Here is a 23,848-nt window from a genome sequence, read left to right as displayed (position 1 = left end):
TCTGTGTCGACCACGGAGCCGAGTCGACCATGCTCCCCGGCACCACCACGGACGGCCGGGCGCACTCCGCCGGCGCCGTCCCGACGACGACGTCGAAAAGGGGACACGACCTTGCTTCACCGTCTCTCACGCCGCGGTCTTGGCGCCCTCGCGCTCACCGCGGCCACCGCGCTCGCGGTCTCCGCCTGCGGCACCGGAGGTTCCGGGACGGGCGGTGCCGACGACCCGGTCCGGATCGGCTACTTCCCGCTCGTGCACACCGCATCGGTCGTCCACGCCGAGCAGAGCGGCGCCTTCGACGCCGAGGGCATGCAGGTCGAGCTGATGCAGACCGCCGGTGGCGCGCAGGCCATCCCGTCGCTGATGGCGGGGGAGTACGACATCACCTACGGCAACTACACCTCGGCGATCCTCGCCGCCCAGCAGGGCCTCCCGGTCCGGTTCGTGGCGGGCAACGACATCGGCAACACCGACCACGGCATCATGGTCGCGCAGGACTCGCCGATGCAGGAGGCGGCCGACCTGGCCGGCGGCTCGGTCGCGGTGAACAACCTGGAGAACATCGGCACCGTCGGCGTGCAGACCCACCTGGAGGGCGTCGGCGTCGATCCGGCGAGCATCCGGTTCGTCGAGCTGCCGCTGCCGGACATGCAGGCCGCCCTGGACCGCGGCGACGTCGACGCGATCTGGCAGGTCGAGCCGATCCGGGCGAGCGCGCTGGCCGGCGGCGCCCGCGAGCTGTTCCCGCTGTTCTCCGGCGCGTCCGCGGACATGCCGGTGGCCGGCTGGCTGACCACCGAGCAGTACGCCCAGGAGAACCCGGAGGCGATCGCGAGCTTCCGCCGGGCCCTGACCGCGTCCGCCGAGGCGCTGCAGGACGACCGGGACACCCTGGTCGAGCTCGTCCCGACCTACACCCAGGTGCCCGCCGAGGTCGTCGCCGAGATCGAGATGCCCCGCTTCGAGATCGAGCTCGACACCGACCAGGTGCAGCGGATCGCCGATCTGATGCACCGCTTCCAGATCACCGACGCGCCGTTCGACGCGGCCTCGATGGTCCTGCCGCAGTCGTGACCAGCTCGGTCACCGGCCTCCCGCCACCCGGCACCGGGACGGCCGCGCCCGCGCCACCGCCCCGCCGGGGCCTGCGGATCGATCCGCTGCTCGGCCTCGTCGGCATCGCCGGTCTGGTCGCGGTGGCCGAGCTGCTCCCGCGCACCGGGCTGGTCGACTCCCGCTACCTGCCGCCGATCAGCGCGATGCTGGCCGAGCTCGGCAGGCAGGCGGCCGAGCCCGCGTTCTGGTCGGCGCTCGGATCGACCCTGCTCGGCTGGGGCACCGGCCTGGCCATCGCGCTGCTCGCCGGGACCGCCGTCGGCATCGTCATCGGGACCACCCCGATGCTGCGGGCGGTGACCGGCTCGACCATCGAGTTCCTGCGCCCGATCCCCTCGGTCGCGCTGATCCCGCTGGCCGTGCTGCTGTTCGGCACCGACATGCGGTCCACCCTGCTGCTCGTGGTGTACGCCGCGTTCTGGCAGGTGCTCGTCCAGGTGCTCTACGGCGTCGCCGACGTCGACCCGGTCGCCCGGGAGACCGCCCGGTCCTACCGGTTCCGGCCCTGGACCCGGGTCCGCACCGTGGTCTGGCCGACCGCCCTGCCCTACGTGATGACCGGCTTCCGGCTGGCGGCCGCGGTCGCCCTGATCCTGGAGGTCACCGGCGAGCTGATCATCGGCTCGCCCGGGCTGGGCCGCGAGATCGCGGTGGCGCAGTGCTCCGGCGCCGTCGAGGTCATGTACGCGCTGGTGCTGGTCACCGGCGCGATCGGGGTGCTGGTCAATCTCGGTGCGCGGCTCGTGGAGCGGCGCGCGCTGCGCTGGCACCCGTCCGTCCGGCGGGAGGTGGCGGCATGACCGGCGCACTGCGCTCCACGCTGCGGGTGCTCGGGCTCCCGCTCGTCCTGGTCGCGATCTGGTGGATCGCGACTGCGGGCAGCAGCAACTTCTACTGGCCGTCGCTGCAGTCCATCCTCACCGCGTTCCCCGGCACCTGGTTCGACGGCCGGTTCGCCCAGGACGTGCTGCCCAGCCTGGGCCGGCTCGCCGTCGGCTACGCGCTCGCCCTGGTGATCGGCATCGGCGCCGGGATCGCGATCGGCTCGTTCCGGCGGCTGCGGCTGCTGCTCGAACCGGCCCTGGAGTTCTTCCGCGCCCTGCCGCCGCCGATCCTGGTGCCGATCATCATCCTGTTCGCCGGCATCGGCGACGGGATGAAGATCGTCGTCATCGTGTCCGGTGCGCTGTGGCCGGTGCTGCTGAACACCGTCGAGGGCGTGCGCGGGGTGGACGAGGTGCAGCGCGACACGGCCCGGGTCTACCGGCTGCGGCCGCTGACCCGGCTGCGCCGGCTGATCCTGCCCGCGGCGAGCCCGCAGATCGCGGCCGGCGCGCGGCAGTCGCTGTCGATCGCCATCATCCTGATGGTCATCTCCGAGATGTTCGCGGCCAGCAACGGCCTCGGCTTCACCATCGTGCAGTTCCAGCGGCAGTTCGCGATCCCCGAGATGTGGAGCGGGATCATCCTGCTCGGTCTCATCGGGGTGCTGCTGTCGATGATCTTCCGTCTCGTCGAGTCCCGCGCGCTCGCGTGGTACGACGGGGCGCGCCGGGCCGACCGGGAGAAGGGCTGAGCATGACCTCCACGACCCCCACGAACACCGCAGCACAGCGCACCGAGCCGATCCTCGCGGTCGACGGCCTGCGCAAGATCTACTACGGGGCCGGCCGGGAGACCGAGGCGATCCGGGACCTGACTTTCGACATCGCACCGGGGGAGCTGCTCTGCATCGTCGGCCCCTCCGGCGCGGGCAAGACGACGCTGCTCAAGTGCATCGCCGGGCTGCTCGGCGCCACCTCCGGTGACGTCCTGCTGGAGGGCACCCGGGTCACCGAGCCGCCGCCCGGGATGGCCGTGGTGTTCCAGGAGTACGGGCGCAGCCTGTTCCCCTGGCTGACCGTCCGGCAGAACGTGGACCTCCCGCTCCGCGAGAAGGGGCTCCCGAAGTCGGAGCGGACCCGGCTGGTCGACACCTCGCTGGAGGCCGTCGGGCTCGGCGCGGCGGGGGAGAAGCACCCCTACGAGCTGTCCGGCGGCATGCAGCAGCGGGTCGCGATCGCCCGCGCGATCGCCTACGAGCCGCGGCTGCTGATCATGGACGAGCCGTTCGCCGCGGTCGACGCGCAGACCAGGGCCGAGCTGGAGGACCTGGTCCGTGACCTCTGGAAGCGGCTCGGCGTCACCGTGCTGTTCGTGACCCACGACATCGACGAGGCGGTCTACCTCGGCCAGCGGGTACTGGTGCTCTCGCACGCGCCGACGGTCGTGCTGGCCGACGTGCCGGTCGACCTGCCCGCCGAGCGCGACCAGCTGACCACCCGGGGTGCGCCCCGCTTCGCGGAGCTGCGCGGGCAGGTGTACGAGCTGGTGCAGCAGGCGAAACAGGGCCGCCGCTGAGCGGTCTGCGACCGGCTGGGCCGGAAGCTGGCCGCGGCGAGCGAGACCCGTGCCTGATCGCCCGGGAATTCCCCACTCCTTCTTCGACAGCGTTGCTGTCGGAGTGGTGTCGAATAACGGTCCGCTCATCGAAGTCCTGCAATTCCACAAGTCGTCGACGCAGGTGAGGGGTGACATGGCCAGGCGTGCACTGACCACCGGGATCGCCGGCCAGGACGGGTCCTACCTGTCGGAGAACCTGCTCTCGCTCGGATACCAGGGGCGTATTCTAGTGATCGTTGCGAATGGTGTCGGTGGCCGCTCATCGTTTCCAGCGGTCGATTTTTTGAGCAGGAGTGCGATCGTTCAAGCATAGTCTGGGGCGACTACTGAGTTCCGCAGCGATCGCCAGAGGTTCTCGTTCGTTCCTCGTTGCCAGGGTGAATGCGGGTCGACAAAGTATATCTTCAGCCCGGTGGTGGGTTCAACCTTGGCGTGCTGGAACATCTCGTTTCCCTGGTCCCGGGGCAACGTGCGACGCAGCCCCGCAGGAAGGGTCCGGAAAGTGACGATGAGGCCGTTGGCGACGGTGGTCGCTGAATGGCCGGGTGGGAGAGCGACCAGGATCGTGAACCGGGTCTTCCGCTCGACCAGTGTGGCGGCGGCGGTGCCTCGGGCAGACCCGTGGATCAGGTCGCCCTCCCAGTGGCCGATCTCGCGGTGGGAGCCGACACCAGCAGGACGGTCGTGGATCGATCGCATCTTCGTGCACTGCTTGAGCGTGCCGTCACGGGAGCGGCCGCGACCACGGCGTCGTCGGTAGGTTCGGCCCGTGCGCAGTAGCGGTGAACGCCGCTGGGTGATCGGACGTCTGGGCCGGCGACCACCGCTGGTCGAGCTTCGCCGCGACAGCATCGCGTAACGCGCTGTTGGTGGCGAGGCGAGGCTGCTTCGGGCGTTTCCGTCGCAGATGTGCCTGATTGTGCGCGTACCACGGCTGATACGTGCCATCCTCCTTGCGGTCCTTCGCGATCTCACGATACACGGACTGGTAGCTCTTCCCGATCCGGCGGGCGATCCTCTTTACCGATTCCCCGGCTGTCAACCCTTCGGCGATCTCGATCCGGTCGTCCTGGTTCAGGAAGCGACGATTGATTGGTCGGTCAATAAGGTGCACACGACCAGCTTCGACGAACCAGACCGAGCCGAAGCTCAGCGACACGCCGACCTCTCGTGCTGCGACCGAGCCCCGGACCCCGGGCCGGATCAGTTCGAAATAGCGGCGCTCGACCTCGACCGACATCTTGTTCGAGGCGCATCTCGGCATACGAATCCTCCATCGTCGGGATTCCCAACGACTACTGGACTCCGCCCGTTGGTCGACGACGGGATAGCACCAAACCGTGCGGGCGCCACAGCAGCCTGCGGATCGGCGTACGTCCGTCGGCCGCGGTCGTCCGGCACCGCTCCGGCGGGCTCCACCCGGCCGCCTCCAGCGCGGCGGTGTCCGGGGCCTCGAGCTCGACGCGCACCCGGCCGTCGTCGCCGAGCACCCGCGCGCGGGGCGGCACGCTGACGGTCGAAGCACGGTCGGCGAGGTATTCGCCCCGGGGCGGGGCGACCGCGTCGTGGTCGAGATCGTCGTCGGTGATCCGGACGAACCCGCCGCCGTCGAGGTGAACCCGGCAGATCTGGCGGAGGCAGGGGACGCCGTTCGGTCCGCAGGCCGGGAACCACACCCGGCGGCGGTCCTCGTCGACCCACAGGACCCGGCGGACCAGCCACTGCCCGCCGGAGATCCGTCCGAGCAGCTCGCCGTCGGCGGAGTGGCGGTACAGATGGCCCCAGCCGTCGCACTGCAAGCATCCGGCGCAGGCGGGCGGGGCACTTGACGTCCACCGGGTGGGGTCTCTAGCTTCGACGTCGATCGTACGTATACAAACTAATGCGCGCCCGCAGCGCCGTCGACCGACGCGCACCCCACGGTTCCGTAGCCGCGGACCGTGTCACGGAGCATCGCCGTCAAGGAGGACCGCATGCCGTTGGACCCGCTCCCCGCCCGACGCCCGGGGTGTTCGCGATGACCACCGTGGACTTGGTCAGCAGCCTGCTGCTGCTGGCGGTGTTCGTCATCGGGACCACCACGAAGGCGAACATCGGGGCGCTCGGCCTGCTGGCCAGTTTCCTGCTCGGCAGCCTCTACCTGCGCGACGAGGACGTCCCCGAGCTGCTGTCCGGGTTCCCGATCTCGCTGTTCCTGCTGCTGCTCGGCGTCACCTACCTGTTCTCGGTCGTGGGCAGCAACGGGACGATGGACTGGCTGGTCGGTGCGACGTCGAAACTGGTGCAGGGCCGGGGCCTCGCGGTTCCGGTCGGCGCGTACACCGGTGCGGTGTTCCTGACCGCGCTGGGGGCGCCGTCGCAGGCCGCGATCGCAGTGCTCGCCCCGGTCGCGATCAGGCTCGGCCGGGAGTGCGGCATCCCCTCGTTCACCACCGGTCTGGTGATGCTGCTCGGGGTGGGGGCGGGGAGCTTCTCGCCGGTGAACGTCCTGGCGATCATCGCCAACGAGAGCCTCGCCAACGGCGGCATCGAGCCGGATCCGCTCGGCCTGTTCGCCGGCATGGTCGTCGGGAACACGGTGATCGCCGGCGCGGTCGTCGCGGTGCAGGCGGTCCTGCTCCGGCGCCGGGCGCCGGTCGAGGCGCCCCGGCCGGTGGCGGTCGGGGTGGGCGGGGTCGGCACGGCCGGCGTCGACGGTCCTGACCGGGCCGACGGTCCCGACCTGGCCGACGCCGCCGCCGGGGCCGACACCGCCGGTCCGGCCCGGGCTCCGATCGACCTGCCGGTGGCCTGCACCCTGGCCGGCCTCGCCGTCGTCCTGGTCGGCGCGCTGGGCCTCGGCTTCGACCTGGGGGCGCTGGCGCTGGGCGTCGGCCTGCTGCTGCACGTGCTGTTCCCGCGTCCGAACTCGACGGACGGCATCGCCTGGCCGATCATCCTGCTGGTCTGCGGGCTGATGACCTACATCGGCGTGATGCAGCGGGTCGGCACGTTCGACCGGCTCGGCGACGCGCTGGGCGGGATCGGCTCGCCGCTGCTGGCGATCCTGGTGATCTGCCTCGGGCTCGCGCTGATCTCGATGTTCGCCGCCAGCCCGGCCGCGATCGGTACCGGCGTGACCCTGGCGATCCCGCTGATCGCCGTCGGCGGCCTGCCGGCGACCGGGGTGGTGATCGCCATCTGCCTGTCGATCAAGCTGACCGACACCAGCCCGTTCAGCTCGGTCGGTGCGCTCACGGTCGCCGCGACCCCGGAGGAGGACCGGGCGAAGGTCTTCCGGTGGCTGCTGGCCTGGGCGATCGCGATGATCGTGATCGGGCCGCTCCTGTCGATGCTGTTCGTGGTGCTCTGACGGGCGGCGGGGCCAGCCCGGTCAGCGGACGTCGGCGTCCATCTGCACCCCGTGTCGCCGGTCGTCGGTACGGGCGACGGATGTCGTGCGCGGCCGTCCCCGGACGTGACGATCCGCGCCTGCTCGGTTGCGCAGGCAGTCCCGGCCTACATCCTCGATGAAGAAGGTCGGCCTCGGCGTGGTGGGCGTTTTCGCGTTGATCGGCCTGGTGACGGTGTTCGGCGGTGGGGGAGACGACGACGGTTCGACGGACGGCGATGACGCTGCGGTGGCGGCCCCGGCGGTGGTCGACGCCCCGGTGGAGCAAGAGGCGGCGGTGGTGGTGGACCCGGCGGACGTCGCGGCGTGCGTTCGGGCCGGTGAGGTGATGGGCGAGTGGAATACGGCCGCCCAGGGCCTCACGACCGGTGAGGTAGGGCTGCCGGAGTTCGCAACGGCTACTCGGACGGCGATGAACAGTATGTCCGAGGTGCCGATCCTGGCGAACGACGAGCGGGTCCACGATGCAGGGCGGGCGTTGACCGCCCAGTACGAGATGATCGCGGCGGCGGCGACGCGTGGGGACCTGCCGACGTTGTCGGAGCTGGCGAGTGAGGGCACCGGAATCGTCCGGGAGGTCGCGTCGGCCTGCTCCGCGCCGGTCGGTGAGGATCTCGCCGTCGACTGAGCCGCGCACCTCCAACCCGCCGGACCGGCATCGGATCGCGATCGCCGGTGCCCCCACCCGCGGCTGGGCCCGGCGGACTGCGATGAACCGTCGCGACACCCGGCGTCTCGCGCGGGTGCAGCCGCTCGGGCTGCGCAGATCTCGCCGGGAGCGCAGCATCGCCGTCAGGCCAGGCAGGTGAGGGGTACGCCGCCGTTGTAGGTGACCATGTCGCCCAGCGCCGCGAACACGTCGATCGCCCCGCCGCGCTCCAGACCGCCGAGCTCGGCGTAGGCGCGGTGCAGGTTGCCGACGATCCGCTCGGCGTCCGGCCAGCCGGCGAAGCGGCCCAGATCGGTGTCCCGCGCGGCCTGCAGCGGGGTGACCCCGGCGGCCCGTCCCCTGGCCGCCAGATCGAGCACGAACCGCAGGTAGTCCAGGGTGTCGTCGAGCGGGCCGCGGTCGTGGAAGACCGGGCCGTGGCCGGGGACGGTGGTCGTCGCGCCGAGCGGCGCCACCACGTTCTCCAGCACGTCGACGGCGCCGGCCACCGACCCCATCAGCAGGAACGGCGTGCCGCCGTTGAACACCAGGTCGCCGCAGAACAGGGTGCCGCGCTCGGGGAACCAGACCAGCGAGTCGTTGGTGGTGTGCGCGGGCGTCCCGGCGTGGCGGACCTCGGCCCGCAGCTCGCCCAGGTGCAGCGTGACGCCGTCGGTGAAGGTCAGGAACGGCGGATCGAGCGGCAGGTCGCCCCAGTCCGGGTTCTGCCAGAACGGCAGCTCGCGCGGCGGCCCGAAGGCGATCATCTCCGCGCGGGCTCGCTCGTGCGCGACGATGGTCGCGGTGTCGAACAGCGCGTTGCCGAAGGTGTGGTCGCCGTGGTGGTGGGTGTTGACCAGGGTCCGCACCGGTGCCGCGGTAACCGAGCCGATGGCGTCGACGAAGGCCCGGGTGCGGCGCTCGGTGGAGCACGAGTCGATCGCGACCACACCCTGCGGGCCGACCGCGAAGCCGGTGTTGTTGATCCACCAGGTGCCGTCCGGCTGCACGTAGGCGTGGATGCCGTCGGAGACCTCCTCCAGCCGTGGCGGGCCGGGGACGGTGATGTCGTGGGTGTGCGCACTCATGCGTGCTCCTTCCGCAGCGGACGGACCGGGGCGCCCGGGACGACGGGTGCGTCGATCGCGCCGAGCCCGTCGATCTCGAGCCGGACCCGGTCACCGGGGGCCAGGTAGGGGTAGGCGTCGGCGCCGTGCACCCGGGACAGCTCGAGGATGCAGCCGGTGCCGACGGTGCCGCTGCCGATCAGGTCGCCGGGCAGCACCCGGGTGCCGCGCGAGGCGTAGGCGATCATCTCGCCGAAGCTCCAGTACAGGGCATCCAGCCGGCCCGCGCTGTACCGGCGGCCGTTCACCGCGGCCGTCATCGCGGCGGCGGCGGGCAGCTCGTCCGGGGTCAGCATCCACGGCCCGCAGCTGGACGCCGAGTCCTTGCCCTTGGCCGGCCCGAGGTTCAGCCGCATCTCCTCGGCCTGCAGGTCGCGGGCGCTCCAGTCACAGAACAGCGTGTACCCGGCGATGTGCGCCACCGCCTCGGCGGGGGAGAGGTCGGCGCCCTCCCGGCCGATCACGGCGGCGATCTCCAGCTCGTAGTCGAACGCCGCGCTGCCCGGGGCGACCGGCACCGGGTCGTGCGCGCCGCGCAGCGCCGCCGGGTTGGTGAAGTAGAAGACCGGCTGCCGGTACCAGAGCGGATCGACCTGCAGCCCGATCGCGGCGCTCGCGGTGACCACGTGCTCCTCGAACGCCATGAAGTCCCGCACCGACGGCGGCCGCGGCACCGGTGGCAGCAGCCGCACGGTGCCCGGGTCGATCCCCGGCCCGGCCAGCGCCCGGGCGCCGGCCTCGTCCAGCCTGCCGAGCAGGTCGATCAGGGGTGCGTCCGCCGGGTGCAGCCGGCCGTCCCGCCAGACCGCCGCGCGTTCCGTGCCGTCCGCCTCGGCGTAGCTGCTCCATCGCATGGCGCCACTCTGGCCGGGACCGCCCACCGGATCATGGCCCGATCAGGTTGCGATCCGCGGTGGCCGCCGCGCGGGCCGCGGCCCGGAACACCGCCACCGCCTCGCGCCGGTCCGCCGGGCGGCTGGCGACCGCGATGCCCGCCTTCGGTCCCTCCAGCGGTACGTACCGGACCCCGGGGTGCGGGAAGTACCGGCGGGCGGGTTCGGCGTGCAGCCCCAGCCGCCCGCTCGTCGCGACCGCGGTGGGGACACCCGAGGGGGACCGCACCGCCACCCGCCCGCGGCCGTCGCCGGCGGCCCCCCAGTCGGCCAGCCCGGGCTGGGGACCGACCGGGGCGACCCAGCGGTGGTCGGCGACGTCGGCGAAGGTGAGCCGCTCGGCGTCGGCCAGCTCGGAACCGGCCGGCACCACGGCGAACCGGTCGAGCTGCAGCGCCCGGTCGAGCACCAGGTCGTCCGCCCCGCCCACGTCGTGCACGAGGGCGACGTCGACCTCGCCGGACCGCAGCGCGTCGTACTGGTTCTCCCAGTCGAGCTCCACGCTGACCAGGTCCAGCGACGGGCAGCGGGCCTCGACCAGCGCGCGCACGGTCGGCCACAGGTCGGCCAACCCGAACCCGAGCACGCCGATCCGCAGCAGCGTCGAGTCGTGCGGCGGGCCCTCCACCTGTTCGACGAGCGCGTCGAGCTGGGCGAGGACGGTGGCGGCCCGCGGCAGGAAATGCTCGCCGGCCGGGGTCAGCGTGACCCGGCGGCTGGTGCGGGCGAACAGCGGCGTGCCGATCTCCCGTTCGAGCGCCTGGATGCGGCGGCCGAACGGCTGCGCGGCGATGAAGTGCGCCTGCGCAGCACGTCCGAAGTGGAGCGTGCGGGACAGGGTGACCGCGTACCGGAGAGCGCGGACGTCCATGTCCCTCACCACCTCGTCAACCCTCGCGCGATGGTACGACGCCCGGGCGTCCGGATCGCAACCTCTTCGGCACATGCTCGGCGCCCGGCCCGCGGCCACGCTGGCCCGATGACACGCACCCTGATCCGCGGTGGCCACGTCCTCACGATGGATCCCGCGCTCGGCGACCTGCCCACCGGCGACGTCCTCGTCGAGGACGGGATGATCGTCGCCGTCGTCCCGTCGGCGGCTCCCGAGGTGATCGACACTGAGCTGATCGACACTGAGCTGATCGACACCGAGCTGATCGACACCGAGCTGATCGACACCGAGGTGATCGACGCGAGCGGCCATCTGGTGCTGCCCGGCCTGGTGGACACCCACCGGCACACCTGGCAGTCGCTGGTCCGCGGGATCTGCGGGGACTGGACGCTCGGCGACTACTACTTCGGGATCCGGCTCGCGATCTCGCCCGCGTACACCGCCGACGACGTGCGGCTCGGCAACCGGCTCGGCGCCCTCGACGCGCTGAATGCCGGGGTGACCACCCTGCTGGACTTCTCGCACTGCAACAACACGCCCGACCATTCCGACGCGGCGGTGCTGGGGCTGCAGGACACCGGGATCCGCGCGGCGTTCTGCTACGGGTTCTTCGAGAGCTCCCCCGAGGCCAGCCGGTTCGGCGACCACGCCGCGCGGCTCGTCGACTTCCACCGGATCGCCGACACCTACTTCGCCTCCGACGGGCTGCTCACGCTCGGGGTCTCGCTCTCGGAACTGTTCGGCCTCCCGTGGGACCGGACGGTCGCCGAGCTGGCCGCCGCCCGCGAGCGCCGGGCGCTGATCGTCAACCACACCGGCTGCGTCTGGGGCAGTGTCCTGACCTGCGGCGTCACCGAGCTGGACGCGCTCGGCCTGCTCGGCCCGGACATGGTGCACGTGCACTGCAACACCCTCGACGACGACGAGTGGAGTGCCCTGGCCCGCAGCGGCGGCAAGGTGTCGATCTCGGTCGAGACCGAGCTGAACATGGGCATGGGCCGGCCGGTCTTCGAGCGGTGCCGCCGGCACGGACTCGCCCCGACGCTGTCCGCGGACGTCATTTCGCTGAACTCCGGCGATCTCTGGCACGAGCTGCGGTTCGGGCTGGGCTTCGACCGCTGGGACGCCACCGAGGCGGTGAACCGGGCGAACGCGATGCCCGAGGCCGTCACGACCACCGCGAAGGAGGCCCTGCGCTGGGTCACCGTGAACGCCGCCGACGCGTTGGGGCTCGGCGACCGGATCGGCTCGCTGACCCCGGGCAAGCGGGCCGACCTGCAGCTGGTCGGTGGGGGAGCGGTCGAGCAGCACCCGCGGATCGACCCGTACGCCACGCTCGCCTTCCAGACGACCGCCGCCGACGTGCGGACGGTGCTGGTGGACGGCCGGATCGTCAAGCGCGACGGCGTGCTGACCGGGGTGGACCTGCCGGCGCTGACCGCCGAGGCGGACTCGGCCGCAGATGCGGTGCTCGGCCGGATCCGGGACGCCGGCCGGGAGCTGCCCGGGACCCCGCCGGGCGCCTTCGAGGCGCTGGAGCCGATCGCCCGCGGCTGGCACGACGAGGCGGTCCGGGCCGTGCAGGCCGCCCGGGCCTGACCGGCCGGTCACGGCCCCACGGGACACCGGCCTGCGGACCGGGTCAGTGGCGGACGCCGGTCTCGGCCTGCTCGGCCAGGGCCGTGTTCATCGCCGCGAAGCCCGCCTCGGTGGAGCGCAACGTGCTGCGCAGCAGCGGGACGAGCAGTCCGGAGAACCGCTCGGACTGGGTGAACCGGGTGGCGCCGGGGCCGAGCGGGCGGACCTCGAACGAGTGCGCGCCGGCGAAGATCCAGGTGGCGAGCAGCCGGCCGAGCCAGGCGAGCCTGCGTCCGGGCTCCACCTCGGTGACGGTGGGGGAGAAGTTGTTCGGCTTCCCGCCGGGCGGGACGACGGTCACCGCGAGCCGCGCGCCGACGACGAGATCCCCCTCGAGCCTGGTCATGAACGGGTTCCAGGTGGGGTAGGCGGCGGTGTCGGTGAGGACCGCCCAGACCCGGTCGGCGGGAGCCTGGATGTCGATCGTGTGGCTGAGGATGGTGGGCATGGGGGTCCTCTCGGGATCCGGTCGCCGCGGCCGTCGTCGGTGAACCGGCACGAGTAGACGATCCGGGGCGCCGTCGGACCCAGGGCGCGACCGGTCACGGCGGGGGGCGGACCGGACCGGTGCGGCCGGCGGGGCACCTACGTGGGTTCTACCGACGCGGCTCCACCGGCTCCCCGACGACGCTGGCGTCGGCGCGGAGTACCCCCGCTCCGCCGGTCCGGCCCGTCGTGGGCCGTACGAACAGGAAGGACACCGATGACGTCGGTCGATGCAGTGCTCGATCCCGCGGGCAGGGCCGTGATCCCCCCGACGGTCCTCACCGGGGTCCTCGACGTCGGGCGCCGGGAGGGATCGTCGGTCATCCCGTGGTTCTCCGGGACCGGCCTCGAACCCGGCCTGCTGCAGGCCCCGGGCGTGCTGGTGTCCCTGCACCAGGTCCGGACGGTGCTGCGCCGGGCACTCCCGGCGCTGGACCGGGGCCCGCTGGGCATCGAGATCGGTGAGCGGGACGCGCTGCTGTCGTTCGGGCTGCTCGGCGTCGCGATGCGGGCCTCCGGGACCCTCGGCGAGGCGCTCGCGCTGGCCGAGGAGCTGCACCAGACGGCGGGCAGCCTGCTCGACATGGAACTGGAGGACCTCGGGGAGCGCACCGCGATCCGGTTCCGCGAACGCTGGCCGGACCCGGACCTGGTGGCGTTCCTGTGCGAGGAGGCGCTCACCAGCACCCTCGTCATGATCCGGTCGATGCTGGGGGAGCCGTCCTGGGCGCCGTCCCGGGTCGCCCTGACCTACCCGCCGCCCGTCCACGCCGCGCACTACCGGCGGACCTTCCGGTGCCCGGTCGGCTTCCGGTCCGCGACGAACTCCCTGGTCCTGCCGTCGGCGCTGCTACGCAGGCGGCTCGCGACCGCGCACGAGCCGACCCGGCGGGCGGCGCTCGAGGCGTGCCGGACGATGTCGGCCCAGGGTGAGCCGCCGTCGGACCTGGTCGCCTCGATCGAGATGATGATGGCCGGGCACCTCCGGCGACCGTTGAGCATGCGCGACGTCGCCGAACGGCTGCACGTCACCGAGCGGACCCTGCACCGCAGGCTGTCCGAGTCGGGCGTGCGGTTCCGCGACATCGCGAACCGGGTCCGCGAGCGGCGCGCGACGCTCCTGCTGGCCCGGTCGTCGGTGCCGATCAGCGCGGTCGCGGCCGAGGTCGGGTTCAGCGACGCCCGCGAGTTCCGCCGGGCCTACCTGCGCTGGACCGGCCGCACCCCGTCCCGGGCGCGGCAGGACGGCGGGGCCGCCGCCGGTCCGGTCCGCACCGCGGGCTGACCGGTCCGCACCCACCGCCGCACGCCGTACCGGCACCGCTCCCCAGTGGTGCCGGTACGGGTGCGCCGCACCCGGGAGCCGGGGCGGCGGCCCGGGCGGCGGTGACCCGGCCGCGGACAGGGACGCCGACGCCGGTCAGGGCGACGGACGGCCGGGTGGACACCGATGCCGCCGAGCGCGACCGCGGACGGAGACCTCCGGAGTCAGCGGGCCGACGCCGCGGCGACCGCGGGGCGGTCCTGCGCGGCCGACCCGAGGAAGCCGAGCAGCGCCGTGCCGACCTCGGCGGCGTGGGTCCAGAGCAGGCCGTGCGGGGCGCCGTCGATCTCGACGTACTGCGCGCCGGGCAGCCCCTGCCGGAACCGGCGCGCCGTGGCGTCGATCGGCAGGATCCGGTCCGCGGTGCCGTGCAGGATCAGGGCCGGCTTCCCGCCGGCCCGGACCGCCTCGACGTCGGCCCGGAAGTCCTCGATCCACGAGGAGACCACGGCGTACGCCGCCACCGGCGCGCTGCCGACCGCGACGTTCCAGCTGCCGGTGACGGCCTCCTGGCTGATCCGGCTGCCCAGGTTCTCGTCGAGGTTGTAGAAGTTGTCGAAGAACTGGGTGAACCAGGCGTACCGGTCGCCCTTCGCCGCGGCCTCGATCCCGTCGAACACGTCCTGCGGCACGCCGTCCGGGTTGTCGTCGCGGGCCACCAGGAACGGCTCCAGGGATGCCAGGAACGCGAGCTTCGCGACCCGGCCGTCGCCGTACCGGGACACGTAGCGGGCCAGCTCGCCGGTGCCCATGGAGAACCCGACGAGGACGACGTCGCTCAGGTCGAGCGTCTCCAGCAGGGTGTTCAGGTCGGCGGCGAACGTGTCGTAGTCGTAGCCGGTACCGACCTTCGACGAGCGCCCGAAGCCCCGCCGGTCGTAGGTGATGACCCGGTATCCGGCGGCGAGCAGCTCGCGGGTCTGGAGCTCCCAGCTGTGCCCGTTCAACGGGTAGCCGTGGATGAGGACGACGGGCTGCCCGTCCCCCTGGTCCTCGTAGTACAGCTCGACCGGGGTGCTGTTCTCGGTACCGACGGTGATGAGTCCCATGGCTCTGTCTCCTCATGAGGCGAACAAGCGGACACCGAGTGGACCGCACCCCGCCACCTCCGCCCCAGGGCCCGACCTGCCACGACGGGTGGGGGACCGGACGAGCCGGGCGCCCCGGCCCGCGCAGACGATGGGACAGCAACTCCGGTGTCCGGCCCATGTCCCGGCGGGACCCGGGTGGCGACGATCGACCACGTGAGCAGAGCAGAGCAGGCACGGCAGCACACCCTCGTGGTGGTCGCTCATCCCGATCCCCGGTCGTTGACCCACGCGGTCGCCCGGGAGATCGCCGGGGCGACCGAGGACGCGGGCGGGTCGGTCGAGACGGCGGACCTCGCGGGGGAGCGGTTCGATCCCGCGTTCACCATCGACGACGTCCGCCACTACCACGGTGCCGCCCCCGCCCCGGCCGACGTGGTCGCCGAGCAGCGGCGGATCGACCGCGCCGACCGGCTGGTCCTGGTGTTCCCGGTGTACTGGTGGTCGATGCCGGCCCTGCTGAAGGGCTGGATCGACCGGGTCTTCGTGAACGGCTGGGCGTTCGACCACTCGGTGGAGCAGGGGGTCACGCCCCGGCTGACCGGTACCACCGCGCACCTGGTCCCGATCGCCGGCGGGGACGCCGACGGGTACCGGCGGCACGGCTACACCGAGGCGCTCCGGGTGCAGGTCGAGAGCGGGATCTTCGGGTTCTGCGGCGCGACCGTCGGCTCGGCGACCACGATCTTCGAGTCGGAGGCGACGACGGCGGACACCTTCGCGGCCGAGATGGAGTCGCTCGCCGCGGCCGTCCCGGAAACCGCCGTAGCCAGAACCTGATCAGCCGACGGGTTACCGCAGCCGAGCGTTGCGAGATGGCGGCCGCGACAGCCATCTCGTAACGCTCGGCAGCGGGCGTGTCAGGGCCGGGCGGGTGGCCGCAGCCCGTCGGCGATGATCTCCAGGTTCCGGCGCAACAGGTCCGGTGCCGGATCCGGCACGGGGTGGACCGTGTGGACGGTCGCGCAGACCAGCAGCAGGACGTCGGTGCCGGTGACGTCGGGCCGCACGGCGCCGGCGTCGCGGGCGCGGGCGACCAGCGCCTCGGCGGCCGCGTGCAGCCGCTCCCGGATCCCGGCCACGCCCGGATCGCCTTCGCTGACCGTCTGCAGGAACGCCAGGTCCTGCCGGTGCAGGCTCTCCGCGGTCGCGGACAGGAACTCCAGCAGCGCCGCTCCGGGATCGGGCGAGTCGAGCAGCCGGTCCGCGACGGCCGCGAGCCGGGTGAACCGTCCACCGACGACGGCGGCGACCAGATCGTCCTTCGTGGCGAAGTGCCGGAAGACGGTGCCCTTCGCGACGCCGGCCCGCTCGGCTATGTCGGCGATCGAGGCGTCGGACCCGCGCTGTGCGAACTCGATCTCGGCGGCCGCGAGCAGCGAGGTGCGGTTGCGGACCGCGTCCGCGCGGAGCGGGCGGGCGGGGGGAGGCACGGTCGCGACCCTATCAAGTTGACCGCCTGGTCATCTTGTGCGTCCGGTTGAAGATGACCGGTAGGTCATCTTAGGGGCCGGGCAGGCCCGGCTCCCGACCCGGAGGGACCCAGATGGAACTGCGTGGCGCGACGACGCTCGTGACCGGTGCGAACCGGGGTTCCGGCCGTCAGCTGGCCGTGGAGCTGGTGACGCGTGGCGCGACGGTGTACGCCGCCGCCCGCCGTCCGGAACTGATCGACATCGCCGGGGTGCGTCCGCTGCGGCTCGACATCACCGATCCGGGCTCCCGACGTGGTCCGGCGGATGATGGACACCCACTTCCACGGCACCCTGGCGATGATCCGGGCGTTCGCCCCGGTGCTCGCAGGCAACGGCGGCGGCGCCGTCCTGAACGTGCTGTCGCTCGTGGGATGGACCAGCATCGCCTCGAACACCGCGCTCGCCGCCGCCAAGTCGGCGCAGTGGGGCCTCACCAACGGTGTCCGGCTCGAGCTTGCGGACCAGGGCACCCTGGTCTCCGGGCTGTTCGCCGGGATCATCGGCACCGGGACGCTGCGCGAGGCCATGCGGGACGCCGGGATCGAGCTCCCGTCCGGCGTGGTGAACGAGCCCGACGAGCTGGCGCGGCTCGCGCTGGACGGCATCGAGGCGGGCGAGATCGAGATCCTCGACCGGCAGAGCGCCGAGGCGAAGGCCGCCCTCTCCGGGCCCCCGCGCCCGTTCGATCCGGCGGCCATCGCGAGTTCCTGACGTCCCGGAGCCGGCGGATCCGTCGCCCGACGACGGGTGTGATTCGCACGTCACGGCCCACAATTGAACCTGAGCACGGATTCAACTAGCGTCCCTCGGCGAGGGGAGCCACCGACGGCTCCCGGTCCGCCGGAGGGAACGCATGGACGTCACGGGGCAGGTCGCGGCGGTCACGGGTGGGGCGGGCGGCATCGGCCGCGCGATCGCCCGGCGACTCGTGGAGAACGGCGCCCGGGTGCTGGTCTCCGATCTCGACGCCGGCCGGATCGACCAGGTCGTCGCGGAGCTGGAGGTCCTCGCCCCGGGCCGGATCGCCGGACACGTCGGCAACTGTGCGGACGAGACCGATCTCGCCGGGCTGCTCGCCGAGGCGGACCGCCGGTTCGGGCCGGTCGATCTCTTCGTCGCCAACGCCGGGATCGGCCCGGTCTCCGGGATCGACGCCCCGGACGCGGAGTGGACCGCCGCACTGGAGGTCAACGTCCTCGCGCACGTCCGGGCGGCCCGGCTGCTGCTGCCCGGCTGGCTGGAGCGCGGCCGCGGGCACTTCGTCGCCACCGCGTCCGCGGCCGGACTGCTCACCCAGATCGGGTCGCCGACCTACACGGTCACCAAGCATGCCGCGGTCGGCTTCGCCGAATGGCTGTCGGTCACCTACGGCGACCGGGGGATCGGGGTGAGCTGCCTGTGCCCGATGGGTGTCGACACCGCGATGCTGCGCGGCGGCACCGACAGCGGCAACACAGGCAGCGGCGGCGCCGACAGCGGCAGCACCGGTAGCGGCGGCGCCGACAGCGGCGGCGCCGAGCCCGGTGCCGCGGAGCCCGGTGACGGTGAGGCGCTGCGCCGGGCGCTGGCCGCCGTCACCGGGGCCGGCCGGGTGCTGGACCCGCTCGACGTCGCCGACACTCTGCTGGCCGCACTGCGCGACGAGCGGTTCCTCGTGCTCCCGCACCCGGAGGTCGGCGAGTTCCACCGGCGCAAGGCCGCCGACCACGACCGCTGGCTCGCCGGGATGCGGCGCTACCAGCAGAGCCTCGGCTGAGCCCCGGCCACCGGGCCGTCGACCAGCAGACCACCCGATCACCGACGATCCGACGGAGACGCACCATGGACTTCGCCCCCAGCCCGCGCGCCCTGGAGTACCAGAAGCTCCTGCTGGCCTTCATGGACGAGCACGTCCACCCCGCCGAGCCGGTGTACGCGCGGCAGATGGCGGAGTCCGGGAACCCGAACTTCCACCCGCCGGTCCTGGAGGAGCTCAAGGCGCAGGCCCGCAGCCGGGGTCTGTGGAACCTGTTCCACCCGCACGAGCGCCCGGACTGGGGCGCCCCCGGCCTGAGCAACCTCGACTACGCCCCGCTGGCCGAGATCATGGGCCGCAGCCCGCTGCTCGCCCCGGAGGCGACCAACTGCAACGCCCCGGACACCGGGAACATGGAGGTGCTGGAGCTCTTCGGCACCGACGAGCACAAGGAGCTGTGGCTGCAGCCGCTGCTGGCCGGGGAGATCGCCTCGGCGTTCGCGATGACCGAGCCGGACGTGGCGAGCTCGGACGCGACCAACATCGAGCTGCGGATGCTGCCCGACGGCGACGACTATGTGCTCAACGGGCGCAAGTGGTTCGCCTCGAACGCGTTGCACGCACACTGCCGGGTGCTCATCGTGATGGGCAAGACCGATCCCGGGGCGGCCCCGCACCGCCAGCAGTCGATGATGGTGGTGCCGCTGGACACCCCTGGGATCACGGTGGTGCGCGGCCTGCCGGTGTTCGGCTACCTGGACCGCGAGGGGCACGCCGAGATCCTCTTCGAGGACGTCCGGGTGCCGCGGTCCGCGCTGCTCGCCGGCGAGGGCGACGGTTTCATGATCAGCCAGGCCCGGCTCGGGCCCGGCCGGATCCACCACTGCATGCGCTCGATCGGTGCGGCCGAGCGGGCGCTGGACCTGATGATCACGCGGGCCCGGGAGCGGGTGACCTTCGGCAGCCCGGTCGCCGAGCGCTCGAACATCCAGGACTGGATCGCCGAGGCCCGGATCGACATCGAGATGACCCGGCTGCTGACGCTGAAGGCGGCCTGGCTGATGGACACCGTCGGGAACCGGGAGGCGCGCACCGAGATCGCGGCGATCAAGGTCGCCGCCCCGGCCGTGGCGCTGCGGGTGATCGACCGGGCGATCCAGGTGCACGGCGGTGCCGGTGTCACCGAGGACTTCCCGCTGGCCGGGTTCTACGCCCACCAGCGCACCCTGCGGCTGGCCGACGGCCCGGACGAGGTGCACAAGCGCACCATCGCCCGGATGGAGCTGCGCCGCGTCGAGTCCGCCGGGCGGCGCTGATGGCCGTGCACCTGACCGGCCGGGGCGCGCGGGCATGACCGGCTCCGGCGCGGGTGGACACCGGGGCACGACCGGTTCCGGCGCAGCGCGCACCGAGGGCCCGATCGACGACGTGCCGCCGCTCGCGGACACCTCGGGTATCCGCGCGCCGAGCACCCGCCGCGGCGCGCGCACCCGGGCCGCGCTGGTGACGGCCGCCCGGACGGTCTTCGAGCGCGACGGCTACCTGGCGGCCCGGCTCAGCGACATCACCGCGGAGGCACGCTGCTCGATCGGCACGTTCTACACGTACTTCGCCGGTAAGGAGGAGATCTTCGCCGCCGTCCTCGAGGCCGCGCAGGACGACATGCTGCATCCCGGCATGCCGCACGTCGCCGACGACGACGACCCGGCCGCCGTGATCGAGGCCAGCAACCGGGCCTATCTGGTCGCCTTCCGGCGGAACGCGAAGCTGATGGCGCTGATGCACCAGGTGGCCGCGGTCGATCCGGCGTTCCGGGAGCTGCGCCGGCGCCGGGGCCGCGCGTTCGCCGAGCGCAACGCCCGGCGGATCGCGGAGCTGCAGCAGCGCGGGCAGGCCGATCCGGGCATCGATCCGCTGCAGGCGTCCTACGCGCTGTCCGGGATGGTGAGCCGGATGGCGATGGACCAGCTGGTGGGGGAGGGCACCGACCTGGAGGAGCTGGTCACCGTGCTGACCCGGCTGTGGATCAACGGGCTGCGGCTCACCGACAGCTCGGGGCGGCCCGCGCGGTGAGCCGCTCAGGCCCCGGTCGTCGCGCCAGGGCCGGGTTCCGGGTCCGGGCTGAAGATGTCCTCGATGGTGCGGCCGAACACCGCCGCCAGCCGGAACGCGAGCGGCAGTGACGGGTCGAATCGCCCCTTCTCGATCGAGATGACCGTCTGCCGGGTGACGCCGAGCTCGTCGGCCAGCCGCTGCTGGGACCAGCCGTGCTCGCGGCGCAGCTCGGGGAGGGTGTTGCGCACCGTCATCCCCGCCTGCGGGCGACGACGTTGCGCACCGACACCGACACCAGCGCCACCACCACGGTGCCGGTCAGCGCGGCGATCCCCGGGACGTCGGCGCCGGTCACCGCGAGGACCGCCAGGGCGAGGCCGGTGACCGTCACGGTGTCGGTGAACGCGCCGCGGGCGGCGTCGTCGAACCACGCCGACTCGACGGGCTCCTCGGGCCGCGCGGTCGCGCCGCGCAGGGTGCGCCGGTCCACCAGGAACGCCCACACCAGCCCGGCGAGCCCGGCGAACGAGACCAGCGCGACGACGGCGCCGCCCACCAGTGGGCCGGGGCCGGCGGCATCCGACAGCACCGCGGCGGCGCCGAGCCCGGCGGCGAGCACCGCACCGGCGGGCGCCGCGAGCCACATCGTGGGCACCGTCCCGTTGCCGAACCGGGTGCGGCCCCAGCGGGTGGGTGCGTCGTCGTCCATGGTCGTCGCCCGTATGTACAGCTCACTTGACATGTCTCGCGAGTTCTACATGCACGGCAGACGTCACGCAACGTGCCGGGGCCGTGTTCCCGGGCCGGTGGTCCGCCGTCGCCGGGCGAACGACCCGGTAACCGCTGTGTGACGTCGTTGACAGTGCGTGTGCACCGCTGTCATGGTTATTGCATCCAATTCAGGATAGTTAGCATCCTTAGGGGTCCCATGGACGGCAAGTGGTCGTGTCCGAGATCGAGTACCCCGGTGCCGGCGGTCGCAGTACCGGCGGTGGCGCGATGACCGCCCGTCTCGGGACCGGCGAGCAGCAGGGCCGGTTGAAGGCGGGCGTCGTCGGGGTGCCGGCGATGGTCTTCATGGTGGTCGCCGCCACCGCCCCGCTGACGGCGATGTCGTCCAACATCTCGCTCAGCCTCGGGATGGGTGCCGGACCGGCCGTCGTGCTGGTGATGGTGCTGACCGGGGCGCTGCTGGCGGTGTTCGCCGCCGGCTACCTGGTGCTCGCCCGGTACGTGACGTCGGCCGGCGCCTACCAGGCGTTCGTCGCCTTCGGTCTGGGGCGCCGCGCCGGCGGGAGCGTGGCGTTCGTCGCCACCCTCGCCTACACCCTCGCCGCCGGCGGGATGGTCGCGGCGACCGGCTACTTCACCGGCCTCGCCGTCTCGGCGCTCACCGGCGTCGACCTGCCGTGGTGGCTGTACGCGACCGGGGCGCTGCTGCTGACCGCCGCGCTCGGCATCCGCGGGGTGGAGATCGCCCAGCGGGTCACGACGGCGGTGTCGGTGCTGCAGTTCGGCATCATCGCGCTACTGGCGGTGGCGGTGCTCGTGCAGCGGCCCGAGGGCTGGCTGAACGCCGGGACGCTGTCCCCGACGGCGGCCCTCGGCCCCGGACTGGCCCTCACCCTGGTGTTCTGCCTGCTGTCGTTCGCCGGGTTCGAGGCGACGGCGGCCTACGGCGAGGAGACCGACGCGCCGGGGCGGAGCATCACCGTCGCCACCTACGCCGCGCTCGGGCTGCTGCTCGGGGTGTTCGTGCTCGGCACCTGGACCCTGGTCGCGGCCTTCGACGACGTCCGCACCTCCGCCGCCGACGACCCGGGCGCGCTGGTCCTGACCGCCGCCGACCGCTACCTGGGGCCGTGGTCCGGCCCGCTGCTGGGTGTCCTGATCGCGATCAGCTTCCTCGCCGCCGCGGTCGCCTTCCACAACCTGGCGATCCGGTACCTGTTCACGCTCGGCCGGGACGGCATGCTCCCGACGGCGCTGGCCAAGACGCACGGCCGCTACCAGACCCCCTACGTCGGGTGTATCGTCGTGACGGTCGCATCGGTCGTCATGCTCACCCCGTTCGTGGTGGCCGGGGCCGATCCACTGGTCAACCTGTTCCCGGCGGTCTCCGGGATCACCTCGATCTCGCTGATCGGGCTGATGACCGGCTGCTGCGTGAGCGTCGTCGTCGCGCGGCTGCGTGGGACCGTCACCGGCTCGGCCTGGTCGACCCTCGTCGCACCGGTACTGGCCGGTTCCGGCCTCCTGGGGATCCTGGTGGTGATCGCCACCAACTACGCCGAGGTGACCGGCAGCGACTCACCCGTCGTCGCGGCGATGCCGCTGGTGGTGCTGGTGGCGGGTCTGGCCGGGGCCCTCGCCGCCCGGCGGCGGGAGCGGCGCGGGTGAGCGGGTCGCGCGGGTCCGGCCGCCGGCTCAGCTCGCGCCCTGGACCTTCGTCGCCAGCAGCTCCCAGCTGCGCCACCAGCTCTCCCGGCGCGGTGCCGGGACGGTGACGACGAGCTCGTCGGCGTCGGCCCGGGTGGTGAACTCGGCGAGCTCGCGGGCGACGGTGTCCGGCGTGCCGACGGCGCTGCACCGGGTCATCGTGCGGACCTGCTCGCCGCCGGGGCCGTCGAGCACGGCGTCGACCTCGGCGTCGGTCAGCGAGCGCCCGCGCCGCCCGGTGAGCAGGCGGACCCGGTCGCGCTGGGTCTCGTGCAGCACCTGCTGCGCCTCCTCGGCGGTGTCCGCCGCGATCACGTTCACCCCGGCCAGCACGTGCGGCTCGGCGAGCTGGGCGGACGGCCGGAACTCCCGGCGGTAGAGCGCGACGGCCTGCTCGAGGGCGTCCGGCGCGAAGTGCGAGGCGAACGCGTAGGGCAGGCCGAGGGCCGCGGCCACCTGGGCGCCGTACAGCGAGGACCCGAGGATCGTCAGCGGGACGCCGGTGCCGCGGCCCGGGTAGGCGTGCACGTTCGGCACCAGGGTGTCGTCCCCGAGGAAGGCCTGCAGCTCCTGGACGTCCTGCGGGAAGCGCTCGGACGCCCGCGGGTCACGGCGCAGCGCGCGGACGGTCTCCTGGTCGGTGCCCGGCGCCCGGCCCAGCCCCAGCTCGATCCGTCCGGGGTGCAGCTCGGCGAGGGTGCCGAACTGCTCGGCGACCTGCAGCGGCGAGTGGTTGGGCAGCATCACGCCGCCGGAGCCGAGGACGATCCGCTCGGTGCGGGCGGCGACGTGCGCGATGAGCACGCTGGTCGCGGCGGACGCGATCGACCCCATGTTGTGGTGCTCGGCGTACCAGATGCGCCGGAAACCCCACTGCTCCGCGCGCTGCGCGAGCGTGGTGCTGGCTTCCAGTGCCTGGCCGACGCTCTCGCCCCTGGCGACGGTGGCGAGATCCAGGATCGACAGCGGCAGGGGAAGGGACACGGGGACACCTCTCGTCGCGGAAGGGGAGGACCCTCCGGACAACAACGGGGATGCCCGCGACCTTCCGTCCCCGGGCGCACCCGTACCCGGAATGTGCTGCTCGCAACACCGGTG

At 72.9% G+C, this 23,848-nt stretch carries 26 protein-coding genes; 14 read left to right on the top strand and 12 right to left on the bottom strand.

All coding sequences use genetic code 11. The features are described from left to right. Positions 1–111 precede the first annotated feature (111 nt). The 4 genes from ACVJO7_RS20895 to ACVJO7_RS20880 are packed head-to-tail and all read left to right on the top strand — an operon-like array spanning position 112 to position 3,516. Complete coding sequence (locus ACVJO7_RS20895; protein WP_491674283.1) at positions 112–1,074, top strand: ABC transporter substrate-binding protein; 963 nt, start codon at positions 112–114, stop codon at positions 1,072–1,074. After that, entirely contained in the window at positions 1,071–1,916 is an 846-nt protein-coding gene (locus ACVJO7_RS20890) for an ABC transporter permease (protein ID WP_491674282.1), read from the top strand. Before ACVJO7_RS20895 ends, ACVJO7_RS20890 begins: the two co-directional genes overlap by 4 nt. Continuing rightward, the gene (locus ACVJO7_RS20885; RefSeq protein ID WP_491674281.1) at positions 1,913–2,692 is read left to right on the top strand and encodes an ABC transporter permease; all 780 of its coding nucleotides are present in this window, start codon (positions 1,913–1,915) and stop codon (positions 2,690–2,692) included. The genes ACVJO7_RS20890 and ACVJO7_RS20885 overlap by 4 nt, the downstream gene beginning before the upstream one ends. Before the next feature lie 2 nt (positions 2,693–2,694). Next, a complete protein-coding gene (locus tag ACVJO7_RS20880; RefSeq protein ID WP_491674280.1) occupies positions 2,695–3,516 on the top strand; it encodes an ABC transporter ATP-binding protein in 822 nt (273 codons plus the stop codon). A 345-nt stretch (positions 3,517–3,861) separates the two neighbouring features. Here the strand turns inward: ACVJO7_RS20880 and ACVJO7_RS20875 are convergent, their stop codons facing one another. Genes ACVJO7_RS20875 through ACVJO7_RS20865 form a run of 3 tightly spaced genes read right to left on the bottom strand, consistent with a single transcriptional unit; the run spans position 3,862 to position 5,357 of the window. Continuing rightward, entirely contained in the window at positions 3,862–4,335 is a 474-nt protein-coding gene (locus tag ACVJO7_RS20875; RefSeq protein WP_491674338.1) for an IS30 family transposase, read from the bottom strand. Continuing rightward, a complete protein-coding gene (locus ACVJO7_RS20870; protein ID WP_491674279.1) occupies positions 4,283–4,798 on the bottom strand; it encodes a transposase in 516 nt (171 codons plus the stop codon). The genes ACVJO7_RS20875 and ACVJO7_RS20870 overlap by 53 nt, the downstream gene beginning before the upstream one ends. 55 nt (positions 4,799–4,853) lie before the next feature. After that, positions 4,854–5,357, bottom strand: a complete 504-nt coding sequence (locus tag ACVJO7_RS20865) for a DPP IV N-terminal domain-containing protein (protein ID WP_491674278.1) — start codon at positions 5,355–5,357, stop codon at positions 4,854–4,856. A 218-nt stretch (positions 5,358–5,575) separates the two neighbouring features. Between ACVJO7_RS20865 and ACVJO7_RS20860 the strand changes: the two genes are divergently transcribed. Then, positions 5,576–6,910 carry an SLC13 family permease gene (locus ACVJO7_RS20860; RefSeq protein ID WP_491674277.1) on the top strand — a complete coding sequence of 445 codons (1,335 nt, stop codon included), beginning with the start codon at positions 5,576–5,578 and terminating at the stop codon, positions 6,908–6,910. 157 nt (positions 6,911–7,067) lie between these two features. Beyond that, positions 7,068–7,577 (top strand): hypothetical protein, encoded by a 510-nt coding sequence (locus ACVJO7_RS20855; RefSeq protein ID WP_491674276.1) that lies wholly within the window; start codon positions 7,068–7,070, stop codon positions 7,575–7,577. 164 nt (positions 7,578–7,741) lie between these two features. Here the strand turns inward: ACVJO7_RS20855 and ACVJO7_RS20850 are convergent, their stop codons facing one another. Genes ACVJO7_RS20850 through ACVJO7_RS20840 form a run of 3 tightly spaced genes read right to left on the bottom strand, consistent with a single transcriptional unit; the run spans position 7,742 to position 10,489 of the window. Next, complete coding sequence (locus ACVJO7_RS20850; protein WP_491674275.1) at positions 7,742–8,686, bottom strand: MBL fold metallo-hydrolase; 945 nt, start codon at positions 8,684–8,686, stop codon at positions 7,742–7,744. Next, positions 8,683–9,579, bottom strand: coding sequence for a fumarylacetoacetate hydrolase family protein (locus tag ACVJO7_RS20845; RefSeq protein WP_491674274.1), 897 nt, complete (start codon positions 9,577–9,579; stop codon positions 8,683–8,685). Before ACVJO7_RS20845 ends, ACVJO7_RS20850 begins: the two co-directional genes overlap by 4 nt. Before the next feature lie 31 nt (positions 9,580–9,610). After that, positions 9,611–10,489, bottom strand: coding sequence for a LysR family transcriptional regulator (locus ACVJO7_RS20840; protein ID WP_344017960.1), 879 nt, complete (start codon positions 10,487–10,489; stop codon positions 9,611–9,613). 108 nt (positions 10,490–10,597) lie between these two features. On the opposite strand from ACVJO7_RS20840, the gene ACVJO7_RS20835 reads away from it, so the two are divergent. Then, on the top strand, positions 10,598–12,109 hold the full coding sequence (locus tag ACVJO7_RS20835) for an amidohydrolase family protein (RefSeq protein ID WP_491674273.1): 1,512 nt from the start codon (positions 10,598–10,600) through the stop codon (positions 12,107–12,109). A 43-nt stretch (positions 12,110–12,152) separates the two neighbouring features. On the opposite strand, the gene ACVJO7_RS20830 is transcribed toward ACVJO7_RS20835, so the two are convergent. Next, entirely contained in the window at positions 12,153–12,596 is a 444-nt protein-coding gene (locus ACVJO7_RS20830) for an SRPBCC family protein (RefSeq protein WP_491674272.1), read from the bottom strand. Between the two features lie 255 nt (positions 12,597–12,851). Here ACVJO7_RS20830 and ACVJO7_RS20825 point away from each other — a divergent pair, with 255 nt between their 5' ends. Continuing rightward, complete coding sequence (locus tag ACVJO7_RS20825; protein WP_491674271.1) at positions 12,852–13,919, top strand: AraC family transcriptional regulator; 1,068 nt, start codon at positions 12,852–12,854, stop codon at positions 13,917–13,919. 203 nt (positions 13,920–14,122) lie between these two features. Here ACVJO7_RS20825 and ACVJO7_RS20820 read toward each other — a convergent pair whose 3' ends face one another. Continuing rightward, a complete protein-coding gene (locus ACVJO7_RS20820; protein ID WP_491674270.1) occupies positions 14,123–15,007 on the bottom strand; it encodes an alpha/beta fold hydrolase in 885 nt (294 codons plus the stop codon). Positions 15,008–15,202: 195 nt separating this feature from the next. Between ACVJO7_RS20820 and ACVJO7_RS20815 the strand changes: the two genes are divergently transcribed. Then, a complete protein-coding gene (locus tag ACVJO7_RS20815) occupies positions 15,203–15,826 on the top strand; it encodes an NAD(P)H-dependent oxidoreductase (RefSeq protein WP_491674269.1) in 624 nt (207 codons plus the stop codon). A gap of 80 nt (positions 15,827–15,906) precedes the next feature. Here the strand turns inward: ACVJO7_RS20815 and ACVJO7_RS20810 are convergent, their stop codons facing one another. Beyond that, positions 15,907–16,479, bottom strand: a complete 573-nt coding sequence (locus tag ACVJO7_RS20810) for a TetR/AcrR family transcriptional regulator (RefSeq protein WP_491674268.1) — start codon at positions 16,477–16,479, stop codon at positions 15,907–15,909. 306 nt (positions 16,480–16,785) lie between these two features. Here ACVJO7_RS20810 and ACVJO7_RS20805 point away from each other — a divergent pair, with 306 nt between their 5' ends. The 4 genes from ACVJO7_RS20805 (at position 16,786) to ACVJO7_RS20790 (ending at position 20,329) form a co-directional block, all read left to right on the top strand. Further along, entirely contained in the window at positions 16,786–17,232 is a 447-nt protein-coding gene (locus tag ACVJO7_RS20805) for an SDR family NAD(P)-dependent oxidoreductase (RefSeq protein WP_491674267.1), read from the top strand. 142 nt (positions 17,233–17,374) lie between these two features. Continuing rightward, a complete protein-coding gene (locus ACVJO7_RS20800; RefSeq protein WP_491674266.1) occupies positions 17,375–18,277 on the top strand; it encodes an SDR family oxidoreductase in 903 nt (300 codons plus the stop codon). Between the two features lie 65 nt (positions 18,278–18,342). After that, the gene (locus ACVJO7_RS20795; RefSeq protein WP_491674265.1) at positions 18,343–19,572 is read left to right on the top strand and encodes an acyl-CoA dehydrogenase family protein; all 1,230 of its coding nucleotides are present in this window, start codon (positions 18,343–18,345) and stop codon (positions 19,570–19,572) included. 34 nt (positions 19,573–19,606) lie between these two features. After that, positions 19,607–20,329 (top strand): TetR/AcrR family transcriptional regulator, encoded by a 723-nt coding sequence (locus tag ACVJO7_RS20790; RefSeq protein WP_491674264.1) that lies wholly within the window; start codon positions 19,607–19,609, stop codon positions 20,327–20,329. A 5-nt stretch (positions 20,330–20,334) separates the two neighbouring features. On the opposite strand, the gene ACVJO7_RS20785 is transcribed toward ACVJO7_RS20790, so the two are convergent. After that, positions 20,335–20,559 (bottom strand): helix-turn-helix transcriptional regulator, encoded by a 225-nt coding sequence (locus tag ACVJO7_RS20785; protein ID WP_491674263.1) that lies wholly within the window; start codon positions 20,557–20,559, stop codon positions 20,335–20,337. A 2-nt stretch (positions 20,560–20,561) separates the two neighbouring features. Beyond that, positions 20,562–21,020, bottom strand: a complete 459-nt coding sequence (locus tag ACVJO7_RS20780; RefSeq protein WP_491674262.1) for a hypothetical protein — start codon at positions 21,018–21,020, stop codon at positions 20,562–20,564. Positions 21,021–21,310: 290 nt separating this feature from the next. Between ACVJO7_RS20780 and ACVJO7_RS20775 the strand changes: the two genes are divergently transcribed. Further along, on the top strand, positions 21,311–22,711 hold the full coding sequence (locus ACVJO7_RS20775; protein ID WP_491674261.1) for an APC family permease: 1,401 nt from the start codon (positions 21,311–21,313) through the stop codon (positions 22,709–22,711). A gap of 27 nt (positions 22,712–22,738) precedes the next feature. Here the strand turns inward: ACVJO7_RS20775 and ACVJO7_RS20770 are convergent, their stop codons facing one another. Continuing rightward, complete coding sequence (locus ACVJO7_RS20770) at positions 22,739–23,734, bottom strand: LLM class flavin-dependent oxidoreductase (protein WP_491674260.1); 996 nt, start codon at positions 23,732–23,734, stop codon at positions 22,739–22,741. Positions 23,735–23,848: the final 114 nt, after the last annotated feature.

Source organism: Pseudonocardia sp. DxW (assembly GCF_058448985.1).
Note: the sequence above shows the minus strand (reverse complement) of the source record. Positions and strands in the feature narration are given on the sequence as shown.

What these genes read in the sequence shown, in the direction of transcription:
- ACVJO7_RS20820 (WP_491674270.1), bottom strand. Translation starts at nt 15,007, where the DNA reads ATGGGACTCATCACCGTCGGTACCGAGAACAGCACCCCGGTCGAGCTG.
- ACVJO7_RS20795 (WP_491674265.1), top strand. Translation starts at nt 18,343, where the DNA reads ATGGACTTCGCCCCCAGCCCGCGCGCCCTGGAGTACCAGAAGCTCCTG.
- ACVJO7_RS20870 (WP_491674279.1), bottom strand. Translation starts at nt 4,798, where the DNA reads ATGTCGGTCGAGGTCGAGCGCCGCTATTTCGAACTGATCCGGCCCGGG.
- ACVJO7_RS20835 (WP_491674273.1), top strand. Translation starts at nt 10,598, where the DNA reads ATGACACGCACCCTGATCCGCGGTGGCCACGTCCTCACGATGGATCCC.
- ACVJO7_RS20840 (WP_344017960.1), bottom strand. Translation starts at nt 10,489, where the DNA reads ATGGACGTCCGCGCTCTCCGGTACGCGGTCACCCTGTCCCGCACGCTC.
- ACVJO7_RS20860 (WP_491674277.1), top strand. Translation starts at nt 5,576, where the DNA reads ATGACCACCGTGGACTTGGTCAGCAGCCTGCTGCTGCTGGCGGTGTTC.
- ACVJO7_RS20825 (WP_491674271.1), top strand. Translation starts at nt 12,852, where the DNA reads ATGACGTCGGTCGATGCAGTGCTCGATCCCGCGGGCAGGGCCGTGATC.
- ACVJO7_RS20880 (WP_491674280.1), top strand. Translation starts at nt 2,695, where the DNA reads ATGACCTCCACGACCCCCACGAACACCGCAGCACAGCGCACCGAGCCG.
- ACVJO7_RS20805 (WP_491674267.1), top strand. Translation starts at nt 16,786, where the DNA reads ATGATGGACACCCACTTCCACGGCACCCTGGCGATGATCCGGGCGTTC.
- ACVJO7_RS20855 (WP_491674276.1), top strand. Translation starts at nt 7,068, where the DNA reads ATGAAGAAGGTCGGCCTCGGCGTGGTGGGCGTTTTCGCGTTGATCGGC.
- ACVJO7_RS20885 (WP_491674281.1), top strand. Translation starts at nt 1,913, where the DNA reads ATGACCGGCGCACTGCGCTCCACGCTGCGGGTGCTCGGGCTCCCGCTC.
- ACVJO7_RS20830 (WP_491674272.1), bottom strand. Translation starts at nt 12,596, where the DNA reads ATGCCCACCATCCTCAGCCACACGATCGACATCCAGGCTCCCGCCGAC.
- ACVJO7_RS20845 (WP_491674274.1), bottom strand. Translation starts at nt 9,579, where the DNA reads ATGCGATGGAGCAGCTACGCCGAGGCGGACGGCACGGAACGCGCGGCG.
- ACVJO7_RS20800 (WP_491674266.1), top strand. Translation starts at nt 17,375, where the DNA reads ATGGACGTCACGGGGCAGGTCGCGGCGGTCACGGGTGGGGCGGGCGGC.
- ACVJO7_RS20790 (WP_491674264.1), top strand. Translation starts at nt 19,607, where the DNA reads ATGACCGGCTCCGGCGCGGGTGGACACCGGGGCACGACCGGTTCCGGC.
- ACVJO7_RS20780 (WP_491674262.1), bottom strand. Translation starts at nt 21,020, where the DNA reads ATGGACGACGACGCACCCACCCGCTGGGGCCGCACCCGGTTCGGCAAC.
- ACVJO7_RS20850 (WP_491674275.1), bottom strand. Translation starts at nt 8,686, where the DNA reads ATGAGTGCGCACACCCACGACATCACCGTCCCCGGCCCGCCACGGCTG.
- ACVJO7_RS20775 (WP_491674261.1), top strand. Translation starts at nt 21,311, where the DNA reads ATGACCGCCCGTCTCGGGACCGGCGAGCAGCAGGGCCGGTTGAAGGCG.